This window comes from Microcystis sp. M144S2, assembly GCF_020246065.1.
In the GTDB taxonomy this organism is placed as follows: domain Bacteria; phylum Cyanobacteriota; class Cyanobacteriia; order Cyanobacteriales; family Microcystaceae; genus Microcystis; species Microcystis ichthyoblabe_A.
In genome coordinates this window covers 1-15,929 of sequence record NZ_JADBTR010000040.1, presented here as the reverse complement: position 1 = coordinate 15,929, position 15,929 = coordinate 1, and the positions used below count along the sequence as shown (strand labels likewise).

Genomic DNA, 15,929 nt, shown 5'->3' with positions numbered 1-15,929 from the left:
TGTCCTCTCCTGCGCTTGTAGAAGGCTAAAACCCAGCTAATTTTACTCCGCAGTGGGGGCTTTTTCCAGAAATTGCTCGAAATCGTAGTAATACTGAGGCGAACCATCTTCCGATTGCACAACGGGTCCTTGAGCGCGAAAACCGACACTCATCATATCTTGAAGAACGCGATCAGGATCGTCATTACTTCTGAGAGTAAATAGGACTTGCAGGCAAGGCCCCCCATATTCCCCCGCGACGCAGATAACCTTTTGTCCGCTCTTAATTCCGTAGGTTAGATACTTGAGAAGACCTTGTTCCGAGGCTGACTGGAATTTAGCAGAAACTTCTTGACAGCGAACCTCAGGGGTATATTTACCTCCCCAGTTTTTCACCCAGCGAATGACGGCAATCTTTTTTCCCGTTGCAGTAAGAGCATAGGTGGTAGGTACACCCCGATTCGTTTCGCAGGAATAGGTATTAGTTTGCGCCTCCCCAGGCTGGCTGCTAATCGTCAAAGCCCCAACAGCCAGCGTACTAGCCGCCATTAGTGAAGCGAACAAGTTGAGTTTCATAGAAATCCCCCTCTGAGTCCAGCGACAACTAGATTCTAGCTCAAAGTCTTTGCTGCGGGTGTTAGCTCAAGGACTTTTTTTGATAATTCTTTACATTTTTCCTGATTGACTTGATTGGGATTTTTTGGCTTTAACTAACGGCTCTTTTCGTTTCTGTGTGGAAGGAAGAAGAATAGAGATAATTTTCCAGAACTATAGTCTTCAAAGCTTTGCCTAGCAAGACTACTAGGAATGATCAGCACTGATTATCATACAAAGTCGAGAAGAGCCGCAAAAACTCGCATTGTGACCGTTTGAAGTATAGCAAATCCGTTTTTGATCGATAGTACGATTAACTCCCAATCCAACTTTCAAAACCCAGTTATGAATTGTTTCCCCCCTCTCCCCATCTCCTCTCTCCCCACTCCCTCAAAAAAAATTTTCCCAGAGGTGCTTGACATAACCCTGATGATGAAGTTACAATTGGAATTGTCGCAAAAATGGGATTGTAGTTCAATTGGTTAGAGCACCGCCCTGTCACGGCGGAAGTTGCGGGTTCGAGCCCCGTCAATCCCGTAGAAATTTAGGTTAGAGTCGCCTAGGGCCAGTTAACCTGTGGGCAGTAGGATAAATGAACAGGATCCTACTGCCTAGATTGGTTCTAATTTACCGATAAACCGGCATTAGCTTGAGTATAATCGGGTAATTCAATCTTTACCGGTTGTACCCGCCAGATTTTCTCGCAGTATTCCCGAATCGATCGATCGCTAGAGAATTTTCCCATGCGGGCCACATTAAGAATCGCTAAACGACTCCAATGTTCTTGATCTTTATAAGCGTGACCGACTCCTTCCTGACAGTCGATATAGGATTGATAATCGGCCAGTAACATATAGGGATCATTGTAGATAAGATTATCCACAAGCGGGCGGAATAAACTACTATCACCCCGGCTAAAAAATCCCGAACCAATGAGGTCTAATACTGCCCGCAATTCTTCGTTATGGTAATAGTATTCTTGGGGATTATAACCGGCGGCTTTCTTAGCATAAACCTCCTCGGTTGTCAAGCCAAAAAGAAAGAAATTTTCCGCCCCCACCTCTTCACGAATTTCGATATTTGCCCCATCGAGAGTACCGATAGTTAAGGCCCCATTCATAGAGAATTTCATATTACCGGTTCCCGAAGCTTCTTTCCCGGCGGTGGAAATTTGTTCGGACAAGTCTGCAGCCGGATAAACCCGTTGACCGAAGGTGACATTATAATCGGGGAGGAAAACCACTTTTAAACGTCCTCCAATCGTCGGATCATTATCAATCACTTCCGCCACAGAATTAATCAATTTAATGATTAATTTCGCCATAAAATAACCCGGGGCTGCCTTACCACCAAAAATAAAGGTACGGGGGGTAATATCGAGATTGGGGTTATTTTTGAGACGATGATAGAGAGTAACGATGTGTAAAACGTTGAGGTGTTGTCGTTTATATTCATGAATGCGTTTTACCTGCACATCAAAGAGGGTACTAGGATCAACTTTAATGCCGACTTTTTTATCGATATAATTGGCTAAATCTGCCTTAATATCGTATTTAATTTGTCGCCAATAGTCCCGAAATACTCCATCATCCACATAGTTTTCTAAACCGCGTAAATCCTCCAGATGCTTAATCCAATTTTCGCCGATTTTTTCGGTAATTGCAAAAGTTAAGCGGGGATTACTAGAAACTATCCAGCGTCGGGGAGTAACTCCATTGGTTTTGTTGCTAAACTTTTCGGGAAAGAGTTCATAGAAATCGCGCAGAACATCTTTTTTCAGTAATTCTGTATGGAGGGCTGCCACCCCATTAATTGCCTGGGAACCCACACAGGCAAGGTGAGCCATACGGACGTATTTTTCGCCGCTTTCATCGATTATAGACAAACGGGACATTTTGCCGTCATCATGGGGATAAATAATGCGAATTTTATCCAATAAACGATGGTTAATTTCATAGATAATTTCCATTAATCGGGGGAAAAGACGACCAAAAATACTCAAAGGCCATTTTTCTAAAGCTTCTGGCAAAAGAGTATGATTGGTATAGGCGAAGGTATTTTGAGTAATAAACCAAGCTTTATCCCAATCGAAATGATGCACGTCAATTAACAAGCGCATTAACTCTGCTACTCCGACGGAAGGGTGAGTATCATTCAATTGTACCGACCATTTTTGATGAAAATTATCGAGACTGGGGTTCTCATGTAAGTGAATACGAATCAGATCCTGTAGGGAACAGGAAACAAAGAAATATTGCTGTTCTAAACGCAGTTCTTTGCCTTGAATTGGTTCATCGTTAGGATAGAGAACTTTACTGATATTTTCCGAGTGAACTTTATTATCCACCGCACCATAATAATCGCCGCGATTAAAGCGACCAAAATCAAAAGATTCACAAGCTTCTGATTTCCAGAGACGCATGGTATTAGCGGTGTTAACTCGATAGCCGAGAATTGGGGTATCGTAGGGAATTCCTTTGACTACATAATCGGGAATCCAATGACTGCGATAATTACCATTTTCGTCGGTATAGGATTCGGTATAACCGCCAAATTTTACCTCTACCGATGATTCCGGTCGGGCAATTTCCCAGGGATTTCCATACTGTAACCACTTATCAGTTATTTCTACCTGCCAACCGTCGTGGATTTCTTGATCAAAGATACCAAATTCGTAGCGAATACCGTAACCAATAGCCGGAATTTCTAGGGTAGAAAGGGAATCTAAATAACAGGCAGCTAAACGACCTAAACCACCATTTCCTAACCCCGGTTCTTCTTCCTGGGCAATTAATTCTTCTAGTTTTAATCCCGATTCGCTGACAGCTTTCTCGACTTGTTCGTAGATACCGAGATTAATTAAATTATTAGCTAAATGGGGACCGACTAAAAATTCGGCCGAGAGATAACAAACGGTTCTGACATCTTTTTTTAGATAGGTTTGTTGGGTGGTTAACCAACGCTGCAATAAACGATCGCGGATTGTATAAGCCAGGGCCATGTAAAGATCGTTTTTGCTGGCTAATTCCGGTAATTTACCTTGAATATAGAGTAAATTATCCCTTAAAGCCCGTCGGATAGTTTCTGTGTCTAATCCTGTTCTGTCGTCTTCGATGATAATCGGACAAACAAAAGTTGACTCTGGAGATGGATTCATAGGAGCATTTTTACTGAAGATTTACTGCTCCTAGTCTAAAATAATCTGTCTTCAAATTTTATCAAGAAAAGCTTAAATCTTGACTAAGATTTAAGGTATAGTAATGACAGAGTTAAGGTGATTAAATTTCAATTACCGAGGGGAAGTGAGGACAGGGAAAAGTTTGAGCAATGGGTGCTTTTGTGACGGGTGGAACGGGTTTTATCGGGGCGATAATCTTGGGAAAATCGCCCTCTATACTCCTTGATGGCGTGAAAATGTCAAAACAGTCTATGTACTACGATTCCTCGAATGTGCTGAGATGCTTAAGTAGTTAGGTGTTAAAAGTTGTCAGACACCCCCCTTATCAAGGTAGTAGGGTTGATTCATGAATCAACCCTACTATGAATCAACCCTAGGGGCAGGGGGGATCAGACGCAAAATCTATTTAATAACTCATCTAGGAAAACCTGTTCTTGCTAAAATAACTCCAATTTTAAGCGCCATCATCCCCCCAAGAACACTGCCAAAGCAGTAAATTAAGCCAAAAGTCATGTTTCCCCGCTCTAAAAACTTGTTAACCTCCAAACTATAGGTGGAAAAAGTTGTATAGGAACCACAAAAACCCGTGGCAAGCATCAATCCTAATTCTGGGGAAATTATGCGAATATTTTCCCTGACTATAGTAAAGATATAGCCAATAATTAAACAGCCAGAAACATTAACAAAAAATGTCCCAAAAAATTGCCATTCTTGACCGAAAAGACTTTCAAATAATTTCGCAATATAAAAACGACTCAAAGCCCCAAAAATAGCCCCAATCGCCACGAATAAACTATAACGTCCCCTGAAAAAATCCATGCAGTCTGTCCTAGCCTTAAATAGTCAATAAATTGGAGAATTAAGTAGCTGGTTATAATTAAATTTAAAAATTGATTTTAGGTTCGATCCCCCCTGCCCCCCTTAATAAGGGGGGTGCCGATAGGCGGGGGGATCTGATAGTTTTTAACGCCTACCTACTTAACCTAGAAAAACTTGGGCAATAGCTGCCCCGATTCTCACGGCAATCAATCCGAAAATTATACTAGCAACGGCAAAAAAAAGACTGAGAAAATTTTGCTGATTGCGCCAGAGGATCAAGATATCTAAACTATAGGTAGAAAAGGTGGTATAGGCTCCTAAAAATCCCGTTCTCACCATTAAATCTAGTTGGTGGGAATAAAAGGAAAAACTGGGTAAAATAGCCAAAAAGAAACCGATAGCTAGACAGCCGGTTAAGTTAATAATAAAGGTTCCATAGGGAAAGCGCAAGCCGAATTTTGCTTTTGTACATTCGGTAATATAATAACGAGATAACGCCCCCGGAACCGCTCCGGCTACAATTGCGAAAACATCGTTCAAATCTGACATTGTATCTAATTTTTTTGCTATCTTTGTCTAGGCTCTATGATAATTGATGCGGTTATCGATCGCATGGCCCATATTTTCAGGGGTGTTATTGTCGAGGACAACCCTATGATTTTAAAATAGAGGGATGAAAATTCAACCGCGTAAACGTTTTGGACAACATTGGTTAAAAGATGAATCGATACTTGATCGCATCATCGGCGCTGCTAATTTACAATCCGAGGATCGGGTATTAGAAATCGGACCGGGTACAGGCATTTTAACCCGTCGTCTTCTCGATGGCGCTCGATTGGTTGTCGCTGTAGAAATCGATCGAGATCTATGGACAATTTTAAATAAAAAATTTGGCCAACAAGATAACTTTCATCTCATCCCAGGCGACTTTCTTACCCTTAAACCGGAGCAACTGCCGCCGGTTAATAAAGTAGTGGCTAATATCCCCTATAATATCACCGGTCCGATCCTCGAAAGGCTCCTCGGTTCGATCGCCCATCCCTTCACCCCCCCTTACCAGAGTATTACCCTCTTAGTCCAGAAAGAAGTCGCCGAAAGATTAGTCGCTGTCCCCTCTACCAAAGCTTACAGCGCTCTCAGCGTCCGCATTCAATACCTTGCCGATTGTCAATGGATTTGTGATGTACCCCGGCGGGCCTTTTCCCCACCTCCCCAGGTAGATTCGGCGGTAATTCAGCTTTTACCCCGTGTTTTGCCGAATAATGTCAGTAATGCTGCCTTTTTGTCCACTTTAATTAGCTGGGGTTTTGCCAACCGGCGCAAAATGTTACGCAATAATCTAAAAAATTGTCTAGATAGCGATCGATTAAGCCAAATCCTGACACAATTAGAGATTAATCCCCTCGCTCGCGCCGAAGATCTCAGTTTATCGCAATGGATTGACTTGGCGGAAAAATTAGGTCAATTGCCAAAATTTTAGATTTTTTTTCTTGACAAATGCACAGTTATACCCTTCTAGCCCCCGCTAAAATTAATTTATATCTAGAAATCGTTGGCGATCGCCCCGATGGTTTCCACGAGTTAGTGATGGTGATGCAGACGGTGGCATTATGCGATCGCATCACTCTCCGGCCTAACGGATTGCAGGAATTCCGTCTCTTTTGCCATCATCCCCTCGTCCCCCAAGATAGCAGTAATCTCGCCCATCGGGCCGCCACTTTGATGGCGAAGGAATTCCCCCGCCTCTTTGCCAATTACGGCGGCATCGATATCACCATCGAGAAATATATTCCCGTGGCTGCCGGTTTAGCGGGGGGATCCACCAACGCAGCGGCGGTGTTAGTCGGCATCGATTTAATCTGGGAATTAGGGTTAACCCGTCCGGAATTAGAAACTTTAGCGGCAAGATTGGGGTCCGATACTTCCTTTTGTGTGACAGGAGGAACGGTTATCTGTACGGGAAGGGGAGAAATTCTCGATCCGATCGCTCCTCTCACTGGATTATGGGTTATTTTAGCTAAATACGATCATTTATCCGTTTCTACACCCTGGGCCTACCAAAGCTATCGGCAAAAATTTCAGGATACCTATCTGTCTTCTCCAGAGGACTTTCATCACCGCCGTCAGCAGGTGAGTTCCGGGGCTTTGGTACAAGCGATCGCCCAGAAAAAACCAGCTGCTATCGGCAAATTTATCCATAATGACCTCGAAAAGGTGGTTTTACCCGAATTTCCCCTCGTAGCCGAGTTAAGACAGGTTCTAGGCGATTTAGGCGGCTTGGGAACGATGATGTCAGGCTCTGGCCCGACGGTTTTTACTCTCTGTTCATCTCAGGAAGTGGCGGAAACTATCGTTAAAGAGGCCCGGGAAATTCTCGTCGCTCCCGATCTACAATTTTGGATAGCCCCAATCACCGATACAGGCATTCAAGTGACTTGAGAAAATTAAAATTGACCGCCTTTACCAAGATAACCAAACTCGCGGAATAATTGCCTCTCGATCGCTCATTTCTCGCCTTAAAATTTGCCAAACCTGCTGAAACCATTGTCGCACTTCACCGCTAGAATTACCCCGATAACGACACAAAAGACCATCTCCTAAAGTGCTAGTAACTCCCATCTCTCCTTCTAGGGAAAAATCTCTCACTTTCTCGATTAAATTTCTGCCCACCGGTTGACCGATATAAACTAAAGTACCGATCAGGGCGCTATCATTTAAACTGGAAAATCCCTCGATCATTTTACCACCCAACAGGAAGGAGCGATCGATCCATAAAGGTTGTCCTGATCGCCAAATTTCCCAATTAGAATGCCATTCTCCCGCTAAAAATTTCTCCCCTCGCGCACTGCGACCAAAACGGGTAATTTCCCATCCCAACCAACTGCTATTTTCCCCTAAATCCACTCGTAAATGTTGGCGAAATGCCGCCCCATTAAAGATAATTGTTTCTTGGGGTAGCCATTCTAAACCAGCATTGTCATCGATTTTAATCTCGATTAATTGTTGAGCCATCTGACCGTTACTCTGGTAAACTTTTCCAGCAGAAGCAGTGGTAATCAGGGCATTGGTAGCGGCTTGGAGATGAATTTTTTGTTGCAGAACATCACCGCCAACTATTCCCCCCGCCGTGTGTAAAATCACCGTATGACAAAGGTTTTTTCCCTCGGGATAAAAGGGTCTTTGTACTTTTAAAGGGGCGGTAGCATAGACGTGATTAATCTGGGTTGCGAGATTTTTTTGCGTGTAAATTAGTTCTAGGTTTCCCTGCCACATTATTTATTGATCCTCAGTCATGGTTTCTAGAAATTGCCGATAATTTTCAGGACTGAGATTAATTTTAACTTCTATTTGCTGTTCTTTATCCCTGATCAGTAAAATATATTCACTTTCCGCTTTTTTGCCGACTAGGAGAGGATTTTTTAGCTCGAATTTTTGATAAACTAGATGGGGTTTCGTCACCCGAATAACTAAACTAGCTTGGGATTGAGGATAAATGTCTAATTGCTCCCGTTCCCGATCTAAAATTAATTGTTTAGGTGTCATGCTTCTTTCGTCAGCAAAAGTAGATTTATGCCAATAGAGGGTAATCCCCCGAATTTGGGGCATTTGAATGCTAAATTTTTCATCAAAACCTTGCTGCTCCCAATTAATATCTTCCAGAGAGCCAGTATCGGGAATTAAACGCTGTTGCCAGAAGACTTCCTTAAGATTTAAATCTTGCCACCATTGGCTAATAATTTGGAAATTCTCCAGATTATCGGGGTGGGGATTGGCACTTTGCCAGAGGAGAGGAGTAAGCATTTTGGGGGAATTTTTGCGCTGGGAAAATCAGGTTAATAGTCTTCGCTGGAGTTAAGGGATCATTAATCTCAATTATCATCGATTCTCGAGCTGCCGATCGGGCCATGGTATTAACTCTCGATCGCATTTTTATTTTATCCTAATTATCGAGGGAAAAACTGCTAAAAGTGGTCTTCACCATTTGCTTTTTCCTGTTGTGATCGCTGCTAACTTGACACTATTCTAAACCCCAAAAAAGAGGGATTTTATGGTAAAATAGTCCTACAAATGGGCATATTCTGCACATCAAAAGGGTAAAAGCCCGATTTTTAGCGAATTTACTCACAAAAACGCTTTTTTTGCCTTGTTATTGGAGTTAACCCCCCTATGACCGCCGCCCAGGATCATATCGTCCCCACAGACTTAAGCAATGAAATGTCCCGTTCCTACCTAGAATACGCCATGAGCGTCATCGTCGGGCGCGCCTTGCCCGACGCTAGGGACGGACTGAAACCCGTACACCGGCGCATTCTTTATGCGATGTACGAACTAGGATTAACCCCTGATCGCCCCTTCCGGAAATGCGCTAGAGTCGTCGGGGAAGTATTAGGAAAATACCACCCCCACGGGGATACTGCTGTTTACGATGCTCTCGTCCGCATGGCCCAGGATTTCTCCATGCGCGATCCCCTGATTAACGGTCATGGTAACTTCGGATCGATCGATAACGATCCCCCGGCAGCCATGCGTTATACCGAGTGTCGTCTGCACACCCTGGCCACCAACGCCCTACTACAGGATATCGAGTCAGAAACCGTCGATTTTGCCGATAACTTCGATGGTTCCCAACAGGAACCCGTGGTTTTGCCCTCTAGAGTCCCGCAACTGCTAATTAATGGCTCATCGGGCATCGCCGTCGGTATGGCCACCAATATCCCCCCCCACAACCTGGCCGAGATTATCGATGGAACCGTTGCCCTCATCCATAACCCCGATCTCACCGATACGGAATTACAGCGTTATATCCCGGGGCCGGACTTTCCCACCGGGGGGCATATCCTCGGTAGAGACGGTATTCAGGAAGCTTACACCACCGGCCGGGGTTCTATTACCCTGCGGGGAGTCGCCTCCTTTGAAACCATCGAACAAAGGGGAAGACCCGATCGAGATGCTATTATCATCACCGAACTGCCCTATCAAACCAATAAAGCGGCATTAATCGAAAAAATCGCCGATTTGGTCAATGATCGCAAAATAGACGGTATTTCCGACGTGCGGGACGAAAGCGATCGCGACGGCATCCGGGTGGTGATCGAACTGAAACGAGATGCCTATCCTCGCGTCGTCCTTAACAATCTTTATAAACAAACGCCCCTCCAGTCGAATTTTGGGGCGAATATGTTGGCATTAGTCGATAACGAACCGAGATTACTGACTTTAAGGGAGTTTCTCCGCGTTTTCCTCGATTTTCGGGTAGAAGTGATCACCCGTCGTACCCGTTATGAACTCCGCAAGGCCGAGGAAAGGGATCATATCCTTCAGGGTTTACTAATTGCCCTCGCTAGTCTCGATGCAGTCATTGCCCTGATTCGCAGTGCTGCCGACACAGCTAGTGCAAAAGAGGGATTAGTGCAGAATTTTGGCCTCTCAGAGGTGCAAGCGGACGCAATCCTACAAATGCAGCTGCGACGGTTAACCGCCCTAGAATCGGAGAAAATTCAGCAAGAACACGGGGAATTACTGACAAAAATCGGCGATCTTCAGGATATTCTAGCCAAAAAAGAACGCATCGACAGCATTATCGAGGAAGAACTGCAACAGCTCAAAACGATTCACGCTACTCCCCGTCGCACTCATATCGAACAACGGGAAGGAGAAATCGCCGAAACTGACCTGATTGCCAACGAACAGGCCTTAATTCTCGTCACCGAACAGGGTTACATCAAAAGAATGCCCGTTAATACCTTTGAGTCCCAAAATCGGGCAACAAGGGGCAAAGCTGGCGCAAAAATGAAAGAAGACGACGGCATCGATCACTTTATCACCTGCCGCGATCACGATAGCGTTCTCTTTTTCACCGATCGCGGGGTTGTCTATAGTCTCAATGCCTATCATATCCCCACCGGTTCCCGTACCGCTCGCGGCGTTCCCATCGTGCAACTGTTAGAGATTCCCAAAGGGGAGAAAATCACCTCGGTGGTGGCAGTCAGCGAGTTCAGCGAGGATAATTACCTGATTATGCTCACACAAAAGGGATTTATCAAGAAAACCGCCCTCGCTGCCTTTAGTAATATTCGATCAAACGGTTTAATCGCCATTTCTCTCGAAGACGGTGATCAACTACGTTGGGTTCGCTTGGCTAAAGAGGAAGATAGCGTCATTATCGGTTCTCGTCAGGGGATGGCAATTCATTTTAAGGCCGATAGTCAACAATTGCGCTCCTTGGGAAGGGCAACTAAAGGCGTAAAATCGATGAAATTGCGCTCAGGTGACGAATTAATTAGTATGGACATCCTGCCTAGTCAAATTGTCGCCCAAATCGCTGAATCTAACCAAGAAGAAACCGAGGACGAAAGCGAAGAAATTAACCCCGAAGTGGCTAATAATGGCCCCTGGGTGTTAGCGATTACCATGGCAGGACTGGGAAAACGGGTTCCCGTTACCCTCCTACGTCTGCAAAATCGGGCGGGATTAGGAGTCAGAGTGATTAAATTCCGCAAAAAGAACGATAAATTAGCGGCTCTGCACGTTGTTAACCCCCACGAGGAATTTATGATTATCACCGAACGGGGCATTATCATCCGTCAATCCGTCGATGCGATTACTCCTCAATCGCGCTCGGCCGGAGGCATCCGGGTGCAAAAACTCGATGAGGACGATGCGATCGCTGCGGTGGCCCTAGTTCCCCCTAGTGATGCGGAGGAATCTGAAGACATTTAGATTTACTGGGAAGTGGGAATTGGGGAGTGGGGAAATTGAACTAAAACCCCAAAACCCCAAAACCCCAACCCCCAACACCTAAAACCTGCCTCCTATCTCCTGTCTCCTGTTCTGAGTATTTGGGATTAAAACTGGAAAAAGTGCATTAATTGGGAGATTTCCTGAGCGTCTAGGGATAAACGCCCTTTAAAATCCACAATATTCTTAAATAATCCCTGTTCTTCTCTATTTTTAATAATGGCAGCTGCCAAATTATCACTGATCAGGGGCAGGGTAGTTAACTGCTCGATCGAGGCAGTGTTAGGATTGATTTTAGGGGGTACGAGGTGACTTTCGGGGCTATAATAGGCAAATTCTAGAATCGGTTCCCAAGCTTTCAATCTAGCCACAGGAACACTCAAAGCAGCCGCTAGATCTTCAAGACAAAGCAATTCTACCCCCATACCCAGCAATTCCACCAACATTCGCGCTTGATGGATGGATATCCCCGGCAATCGCAGCCAATCATCCACACCCGCTTGACTGACATTAATTTTAATGCCCAATTGTGCCGCCATAGCGATCTCATCAAGGGAACGAAAGCGATAATAGGGATCATTGCTAATTTTGGCTTTTAAAGGGTTAAAAGTGCGCCCTAACCAGTTTTGCGGTGTCATTGTAGTAATTGTCGCCGTTTTTCTTCAAATTCGTACTCAGAAATTAATCCTTCTTGCCGGAGGCGCTCTAATTCCCTTAAAGCTGCCCCGATCGCCTCTACTTGTTTAGGCTCTAAACTGGGGACAGTGGCAGCAGCGGTGGCAGTGGGAAAATAGTTAGTGAAAAATTGGTTATCTTGGATTAAATACCACACTGCATCGATCGCGCAAGCCACCCGGGGAATCGGAGTTTGCCAAAGCAGAAGATAGATAATTCCCCAGAGAGGTTGACCGAGATAGAATTTATGAATACCGGCGATAGGAAAGGGTAAAGCGAGAATGCTGCCGATAAAAGCCAAAAAAATCGCTAATTTACGGCTTTTGGGCTTACTTAATAATTTTTCCACCAGAAGCATGACACCTGTTCGAGATTGATTTTAGCCTGATCTGGACTTTCTATTCTAAAATACTCTTTGGTTCTAACATAGGGATACGCGATGACTAGCAGAATCAAGGAAATCTTTCAAACAGGACAACCGGATCAATCCGTCACCGTGCAGGGTTGGGTGAGAACAAAACGAGAATTAAAAGAATTTACTTTCCTGGAAGTTAATGATGGCTCATCCCTAGCCAACTTACAAGTTATCCTCGAACCGACTTTACCCGATTATGAAATTGTACTAAAGACAATTAGTACAGGAACAGCGATCGCTGTTTCGGGAAATTTGGTTCCTTCCCCGGGTAAAGGGCAAAATATCGAGTTAAAAGCGGCCGAAATCACCCTTTATGGTGACTGTCCCCCGGATTATCCCCTACAAAAGAAACGTCATTCCTTTGAATTTCTGAGAACTATTGCCCATCTGCGAGCAAGAACCAACACCCTAGGGGCAGTAATGCGGGTTAGAAACGCTTGCGCTACCGCTATCCACACTTTTTTACAAGAAAAGGGCTTTATTTGGGTACATACTCCCATTATTACCGCTAACGACTGCGAAGGTGCGGGAGAATTATTTACTGTCACCAGTTTAGATTTAAAAAAACCAGCCAATTTTGCCGAGGATTTCTTTGGTAAACGGGCCTATTTAACCGTCAGTGGACAATTACAAGCGGAAGTAATGGCCATGGCTTTATCTAATGTTTACACTTTTGGCCCGACTTTTCGCGCCGAAAATTCTAATACTTCCCGTCATCTGGCCGAGTTTTGGATGGTGGAACCGGAAATGGCTTTTTGTGATCTGGAAGGAGATCAGGATTTAGCGGAAGCTTTTCTGAAATATATCTTTAAATTCGTCTTAGAAAATTGTCCCGAAGATTTGCAGTTTTTTAACGAACGTATCGATAAAACGGTGTTAAGTACGGCCGAAAATATCGTTAATAGTGAGTTTGGCCGGATTACCTACAGCGAAGCGATCGAGTTATTAGAAAAAGCCGATCGTCAGTTCGAGTTTCCGGTAGAATGGGGCGTAGATTTACAGTCAGAACACGAACGTTATCTAGCCGAGGAACTATTTAAAAAACCCGTGATTGTCACCAATTATCCCAAGACAATCAAAGCTTTTTATATGCGTCTAGATGACAATAATAAAACTGTTTCCGCTATGGATATTTTAGCGCCCAAGATCGGCGAAATTATCGGCGGTTCCCAACGGGAAGAACGATTAGATGTATTAATCCAAAGAATGCAGGAACAGGGAATGAATCCCGATGATTTGTGGTGGTATTTGGATCTGCGTCGCTACGGTTCCGTTCCCCACGCTGGTTTTGGTTTAGGATTCGAGCGTCTGGTACAATTCATGACGGGAATGACCAATATTCGCGATGTGATTCCTTTCCCCCGTACCCCTTTAAGTGCCGACTTTTAGAATGATGTCTAGGATCGACAGGAGAAAGGAGGAATGTAAATATTTATTAAATTGTAGCTTAGGCTACAGTCTTAGAGTAGAAAATGTGCATTGTTTTGTTGTCCTCCTTCTGTCTTGGGTTGGGCTATTGCTTGACCTGACTGCGAGAGAGTGCGATCACACTGTATCTAAGTTAACTCATTTTGCTGAAAATTATGACGGGAATCTTGACGCATTTGTTCAATAACTTCGGGATATTTTTCCATATCTTCTAAGGAGTTTAAAGGTGGATAAACTACTCGATCTTTTCTTTCATTTAGCTTATCTACATAAGCATAAAAAGCTTCGTCATCCTCACGATGAGATAATACATAACTTTTTAATTCTTGAGAGGTCATAGTTTTAAAATTAGGTTTTTGATTCATTTTATCCATTGTCCATTAGGTTTAATTTCAATCTCAATACCTTCACCAATTAACATGAAAATATTTTTAGTACGCTCATCCAATCTTATTAAGTTAATTGGTAAATAAAACCTTGTTGCCCAACAAGATAGGGTATAACATTGTAAGAGTTGTGCAAGTGTCGGAATATTTTTCCCTCCCAAAACCGAACGAATGACACTAATTATAACAAAATAGAGAATCTGCTTCAACAACTTCGAGACAGAGTTGAACGCAAAGGCGAATCCGACATACCGCGCCACAATAACTCAAGGAAGAGGATAGTTCGTCTGAGAAGGGGTAAAACAGCGGAAAACACCTGAGACTCCCTGCTCTGTCAACCCCTAAGCTAGGGAGAGAAATATAAAGATTTATAAATTGTAGCTTTTGATACAGTTGTGGGGGGGGGGAATGTGTATTGTCCTACTATCCGCCTTCTGTACTGGGTTGGGTTGTTGCTTGACCTGAGATAAGTTTACTTAAGAAGATCATACTGGACTAAAAAAATGAAAATTAACAATTTTTGTCGATACAGTGCAATTCCCCTAGCCTTTTCTGCTTTTTTAGGTTTTGTAGATACAGCAAATGCAGCTACCTTGACCTTTGACTCTACTATTATATTACACGGCTCAGTTTCGGGCAGTGGTGAAAAAGTTGCTGGATCAACAGACGCAGATGTACAAGCGGTAAACGATTATATAAAAAAATACTCTGGACCAGCCGAATTTAAGGTAATTTACACTATAGTTTTAAAAGCTGATCATACAGTAGATACTACTCGAAGTAAAGTTAAATTCGACACCATTAAATACACATCGAATGGCCAAGACGTAAAATCTAAGTTTACAACATCCGATATTCCAATAACAAGTGTAACGCTTACGAATGACGCAACTCCAAAGGTTTCATCATTTACGTTTGAAGGTACCAAATGGTATGACACGACACGAGTTACAAACGATGGTATATCAGGTACAATCAATCTTATAAATGGTGCATCAGATTTTACAGCAAAGTATATTGGTAAAAGCGTGAATGCTCGGTACATATATACATTGTCCGCTACGATAAAGCCAGATTCACCAGAACCAGCTCCACTACCTAACGAGTTTGGAGATACTGAGATATTCTCACCCTTGATAGTTCCCGAACCATCCGCCATCCTCAGTCTCCTCGCCCTCGGCACTCTCGGCGCAGCTTCAACCCTCAAGGGCAAACTAAAACCCTCTAAATCCACTGAAAAACAAACCACAAAAGTAGGCTAAATTGCTTCTAAAAATACAATCAATGCCCCTTTAATCAATCTTGAGGGGGTTTATTTTTTTCTTCATCAACAATCTGTAAAACACTGCTGTATAAAGGTGCATCCACCCAAAATCCTGCTTGATCAATCAAAGCGTCTAGCAAGGGTTTCACCTCAGAGATTAACCGTCGATTCTTCGCCTCAACTAAAATGCCCAGAATTCCTGTGTATCGAAGATTAAGTCTAGCAGCAATTCTACGACCACGACGCTCATCAATCAAAACTTGATCTGCTCCCAACTCAAGTGCTAAAGCAATAGCCTCAGCTTCTCCCTTATCTAGGGCTTGCTGAATAAATCTAAAAACCTTGTTGGATAAGGCTTTTAGACTTTTTTGACCTCAAAAAGTGCCGACCATTGGAGGGATCGGGGGTAAAATTCAGGTACTTTTTCCCTGAAAATTAGGTAACTGACTACCT

16 protein-coding genes and 1 tRNA gene are annotated in these 15,929 nt (G+C 43.6%); 6 read left to right on the top strand and 11 right to left on the bottom strand.

What is annotated here, in order from left to right:
• Window positions 1-42 precede the first annotated feature (42 nt).
• The gene (locus IM462_RS05070) at window positions 43-555 is read right to left on the bottom strand and encodes a COP23 domain-containing protein (RefSeq protein WP_287700124.1); all 513 of its coding nucleotides are present in this window, start codon (window positions 553-555) and stop codon (window positions 43-45) included.
• Window positions 556-1,036: 481 nt separating this feature from the next.
• Here IM462_RS05070 and IM462_RS05065 point away from each other — a divergent pair.
• A tRNA-Asp gene (locus tag IM462_RS05065) sits at window positions 1,037-1,110 on the top strand.
• Between the two features lie 85 nt (window positions 1,111-1,195).
• On the opposite strand, the gene IM462_RS05060 is transcribed toward IM462_RS05065, so the two are convergent.
• The 3 genes from IM462_RS05060 to crcB (IM462_RS05050) form a co-directional block, all read right to left on the bottom strand.
• Window positions 1,196-3,730 carry a glycogen/starch/alpha-glucan phosphorylase gene (locus tag IM462_RS05060; protein WP_287700123.1) on the bottom strand — a complete coding sequence of 845 codons (2,535 nt, stop codon included), beginning with the start codon at window positions 3,728-3,730 and terminating at the stop codon, window positions 1,196-1,198.
• Between the two features lie 435 nt (window positions 3,731-4,165).
• Complete coding sequence (gene crcB, locus IM462_RS05055) at window positions 4,166-4,570, bottom strand: fluoride efflux transporter CrcB (RefSeq protein ID WP_287700122.1); 405 nt, start codon at window positions 4,568-4,570, stop codon at window positions 4,166-4,168.
• A gap of 159 nt (window positions 4,571-4,729) precedes the next feature.
• Window positions 4,730-5,119 (bottom strand): fluoride efflux transporter CrcB, encoded by a 390-nt coding sequence (gene crcB, locus IM462_RS05050; RefSeq protein WP_287700121.1) that lies wholly within the window; start codon window positions 5,117-5,119, stop codon window positions 4,730-4,732.
• A 124-nt stretch (window positions 5,120-5,243) separates the two neighbouring features.
• On the opposite strand from crcB (IM462_RS05050), the gene rsmA reads away from it, so the two are divergent.
• Together rsmA and ispE are read left to right on the top strand one after the other, a co-directional pair.
• Complete coding sequence (gene rsmA / locus IM462_RS05045; RefSeq protein WP_287700120.1) at window positions 5,244-6,050, top strand: 16S rRNA (adenine(1518)-N(6)/adenine(1519)-N(6))-dimethyltransferase RsmA; 807 nt, start codon at window positions 5,244-5,246, stop codon at window positions 6,048-6,050.
• 17 nt (window positions 6,051-6,067) lie between these two features.
• A complete protein-coding gene (ispE, locus tag IM462_RS05040) occupies window positions 6,068-7,009 on the top strand; it encodes a 4-(cytidine 5'-diphospho)-2-C-methyl-D-erythritol kinase (protein WP_002797798.1) in 942 nt (313 codons plus the stop codon).
• 21 nt (window positions 7,010-7,030) lie between these two features.
• On the opposite strand, the gene IM462_RS05035 is transcribed toward ispE, so the two are convergent.
• Together IM462_RS05035 and IM462_RS05030 are read right to left on the bottom strand one after the other, a co-directional pair.
• The gene (locus IM462_RS05035) at window positions 7,031-7,843 is read right to left on the bottom strand and encodes an urease accessory protein UreD (RefSeq protein WP_287700119.1); all 813 of its coding nucleotides are present in this window, start codon (window positions 7,841-7,843) and stop codon (window positions 7,031-7,033) included.
• A gap of 3 nt (window positions 7,844-7,846) precedes the next feature.
• Entirely contained in the window at window positions 7,847-8,371 is a 525-nt protein-coding gene (locus IM462_RS05030) for a hypothetical protein (protein WP_287700118.1), read from the bottom strand.
• A gap of 366 nt (window positions 8,372-8,737) precedes the next feature.
• Between IM462_RS05030 and gyrA the strand changes: the two genes are divergently transcribed.
• The gene (gene gyrA, locus IM462_RS05025; RefSeq protein ID WP_287700117.1) at window positions 8,738-11,290 is read left to right on the top strand and encodes a DNA gyrase subunit A; all 2,553 of its coding nucleotides are present in this window, start codon (window positions 8,738-8,740) and stop codon (window positions 11,288-11,290) included.
• A 125-nt stretch (window positions 11,291-11,415) separates the two neighbouring features.
• Here the strand turns inward: gyrA and IM462_RS05020 are convergent, their stop codons facing one another.
• Together IM462_RS05020 and IM462_RS05015 are read right to left on the bottom strand one after the other, a co-directional pair.
• Complete coding sequence (locus IM462_RS05020; protein WP_287700116.1) at window positions 11,416-11,946, bottom strand: ComEA family DNA-binding protein; 531 nt, start codon at window positions 11,944-11,946, stop codon at window positions 11,416-11,418.
• Window positions 11,943-12,341, bottom strand: a complete 399-nt coding sequence (locus tag IM462_RS05015; protein ID WP_287700115.1) for an NINE protein — start codon at window positions 12,339-12,341, stop codon at window positions 11,943-11,945. The genes IM462_RS05020 and IM462_RS05015 overlap by 4 nt, the downstream gene beginning before the upstream one ends.
• 81 nt (window positions 12,342-12,422) lie before the next feature.
• On the opposite strand from IM462_RS05015, the gene asnS reads away from it, so the two are divergent.
• Window positions 12,423-13,787, top strand: coding sequence for an asparagine--tRNA ligase (gene asnS / locus IM462_RS05010; RefSeq protein ID WP_287700114.1), 1,365 nt, complete (start codon window positions 12,423-12,425; stop codon window positions 13,785-13,787).
• A 167-nt stretch (window positions 13,788-13,954) separates the two neighbouring features.
• Here the strand turns inward: asnS and IM462_RS05005 are convergent, their stop codons facing one another.
• Both IM462_RS05005 and IM462_RS21175 read right to left on the bottom strand, forming a co-directional pair.
• Complete coding sequence (locus tag IM462_RS05005) at window positions 13,955-14,191, bottom strand: DUF6887 family protein (RefSeq protein ID WP_419547016.1); 237 nt, start codon at window positions 14,189-14,191, stop codon at window positions 13,955-13,957.
• Entirely contained in the window at window positions 14,188-14,472 is a 285-nt protein-coding gene (locus tag IM462_RS21175; protein ID WP_419547014.1) for a DUF6888 family protein, read from the bottom strand. Before IM462_RS21175 ends, IM462_RS05005 begins: the two co-directional genes overlap by 4 nt.
• A 243-nt stretch (window positions 14,473-14,715) precedes the next feature.
• Here IM462_RS21175 and IM462_RS05000 point away from each other — a divergent pair, with 243 nt between their 5' ends.
• A complete protein-coding gene (locus tag IM462_RS05000) occupies window positions 14,716-15,474 on the top strand; it encodes a PEP-CTERM sorting domain-containing protein (protein WP_287700112.1) in 759 nt (252 codons plus the stop codon).
• 34 nt (window positions 15,475-15,508) lie between these two features.
• On the opposite strand, the gene IM462_RS04995 is transcribed toward IM462_RS05000, so the two are convergent.
• Window positions 15,509-15,769 (bottom strand): PIN domain-containing protein, encoded by a 261-nt coding sequence (locus IM462_RS04995; protein WP_502845514.1) that lies wholly within the window; start codon window positions 15,767-15,769, stop codon window positions 15,509-15,511.
• Window positions 15,770-15,929 lie beyond the last annotated feature (160 nt).

What these genes read in the sequence shown, in the direction of transcription:
- IM462_RS05015 (WP_287700115.1), bottom strand. Translation starts at nt 12,341, where the DNA reads ATGCTTCTGGTGGAAAAATTATTAAGTAAGCCCAAAAGCCGTAAATTA.
- crcB (WP_287700122.1), bottom strand. Translation starts at nt 4,570, where the DNA reads ATGGATTTTTTCAGGGGACGTTATAGTTTATTCGTGGCGATTGGGGCT.
- IM462_RS05030 (WP_287700118.1), bottom strand. Translation starts at nt 8,371, where the DNA reads ATGCTTACTCCTCTCCTCTGGCAAAGTGCCAATCCCCACCCCGATAAT.
- rsmA (WP_287700120.1), top strand. Translation starts at nt 5,244, where the DNA reads ATGAAAATTCAACCGCGTAAACGTTTTGGACAACATTGGTTAAAAGAT.
- IM462_RS05005 (WP_419547016.1), bottom strand. Translation starts at nt 14,191, where the DNA reads ATGAATCAAAAACCTAATTTTAAAACTATGACCTCTCAAGAATTAAAA.
- IM462_RS05060 (WP_287700123.1), bottom strand. Translation starts at nt 3,730, where the DNA reads ATGAATCCATCTCCAGAGTCAACTTTTGTTTGTCCGATTATCATCGAA.
- crcB (WP_287700121.1), bottom strand. Translation starts at nt 5,119, where the DNA reads ATGTCAGATTTGAACGATGTTTTCGCAATTGTAGCCGGAGCGGTTCCG.
- IM462_RS05020 (WP_287700116.1), bottom strand. Translation starts at nt 11,946, where the DNA reads ATGACACCGCAAAACTGGTTAGGGCGCACTTTTAACCCTTTAAAAGCC.
- IM462_RS05070 (WP_287700124.1), bottom strand. Translation starts at nt 555, where the DNA reads ATGAAACTCAACTTGTTCGCTTCACTAATGGCGGCTAGTACGCTGGCT.
- IM462_RS05000 (WP_287700112.1), top strand. Translation starts at nt 14,716, where the DNA reads ATGAAAATTAACAATTTTTGTCGATACAGTGCAATTCCCCTAGCCTTT.
- ispE (WP_002797798.1), top strand. Translation starts at nt 6,068, where the DNA reads ATGCACAGTTATACCCTTCTAGCCCCCGCTAAAATTAATTTATATCTA.
- IM462_RS05035 (WP_287700119.1), bottom strand. Translation starts at nt 7,843, where the DNA reads ATGTGGCAGGGAAACCTAGAACTAATTTACACGCAAAAAAATCTCGCA.
- asnS (WP_287700114.1), top strand. Translation starts at nt 12,423, where the DNA reads ATGACTAGCAGAATCAAGGAAATCTTTCAAACAGGACAACCGGATCAA.
- gyrA (WP_287700117.1), top strand. Translation starts at nt 8,738, where the DNA reads ATGACCGCCGCCCAGGATCATATCGTCCCCACAGACTTAAGCAATGAA.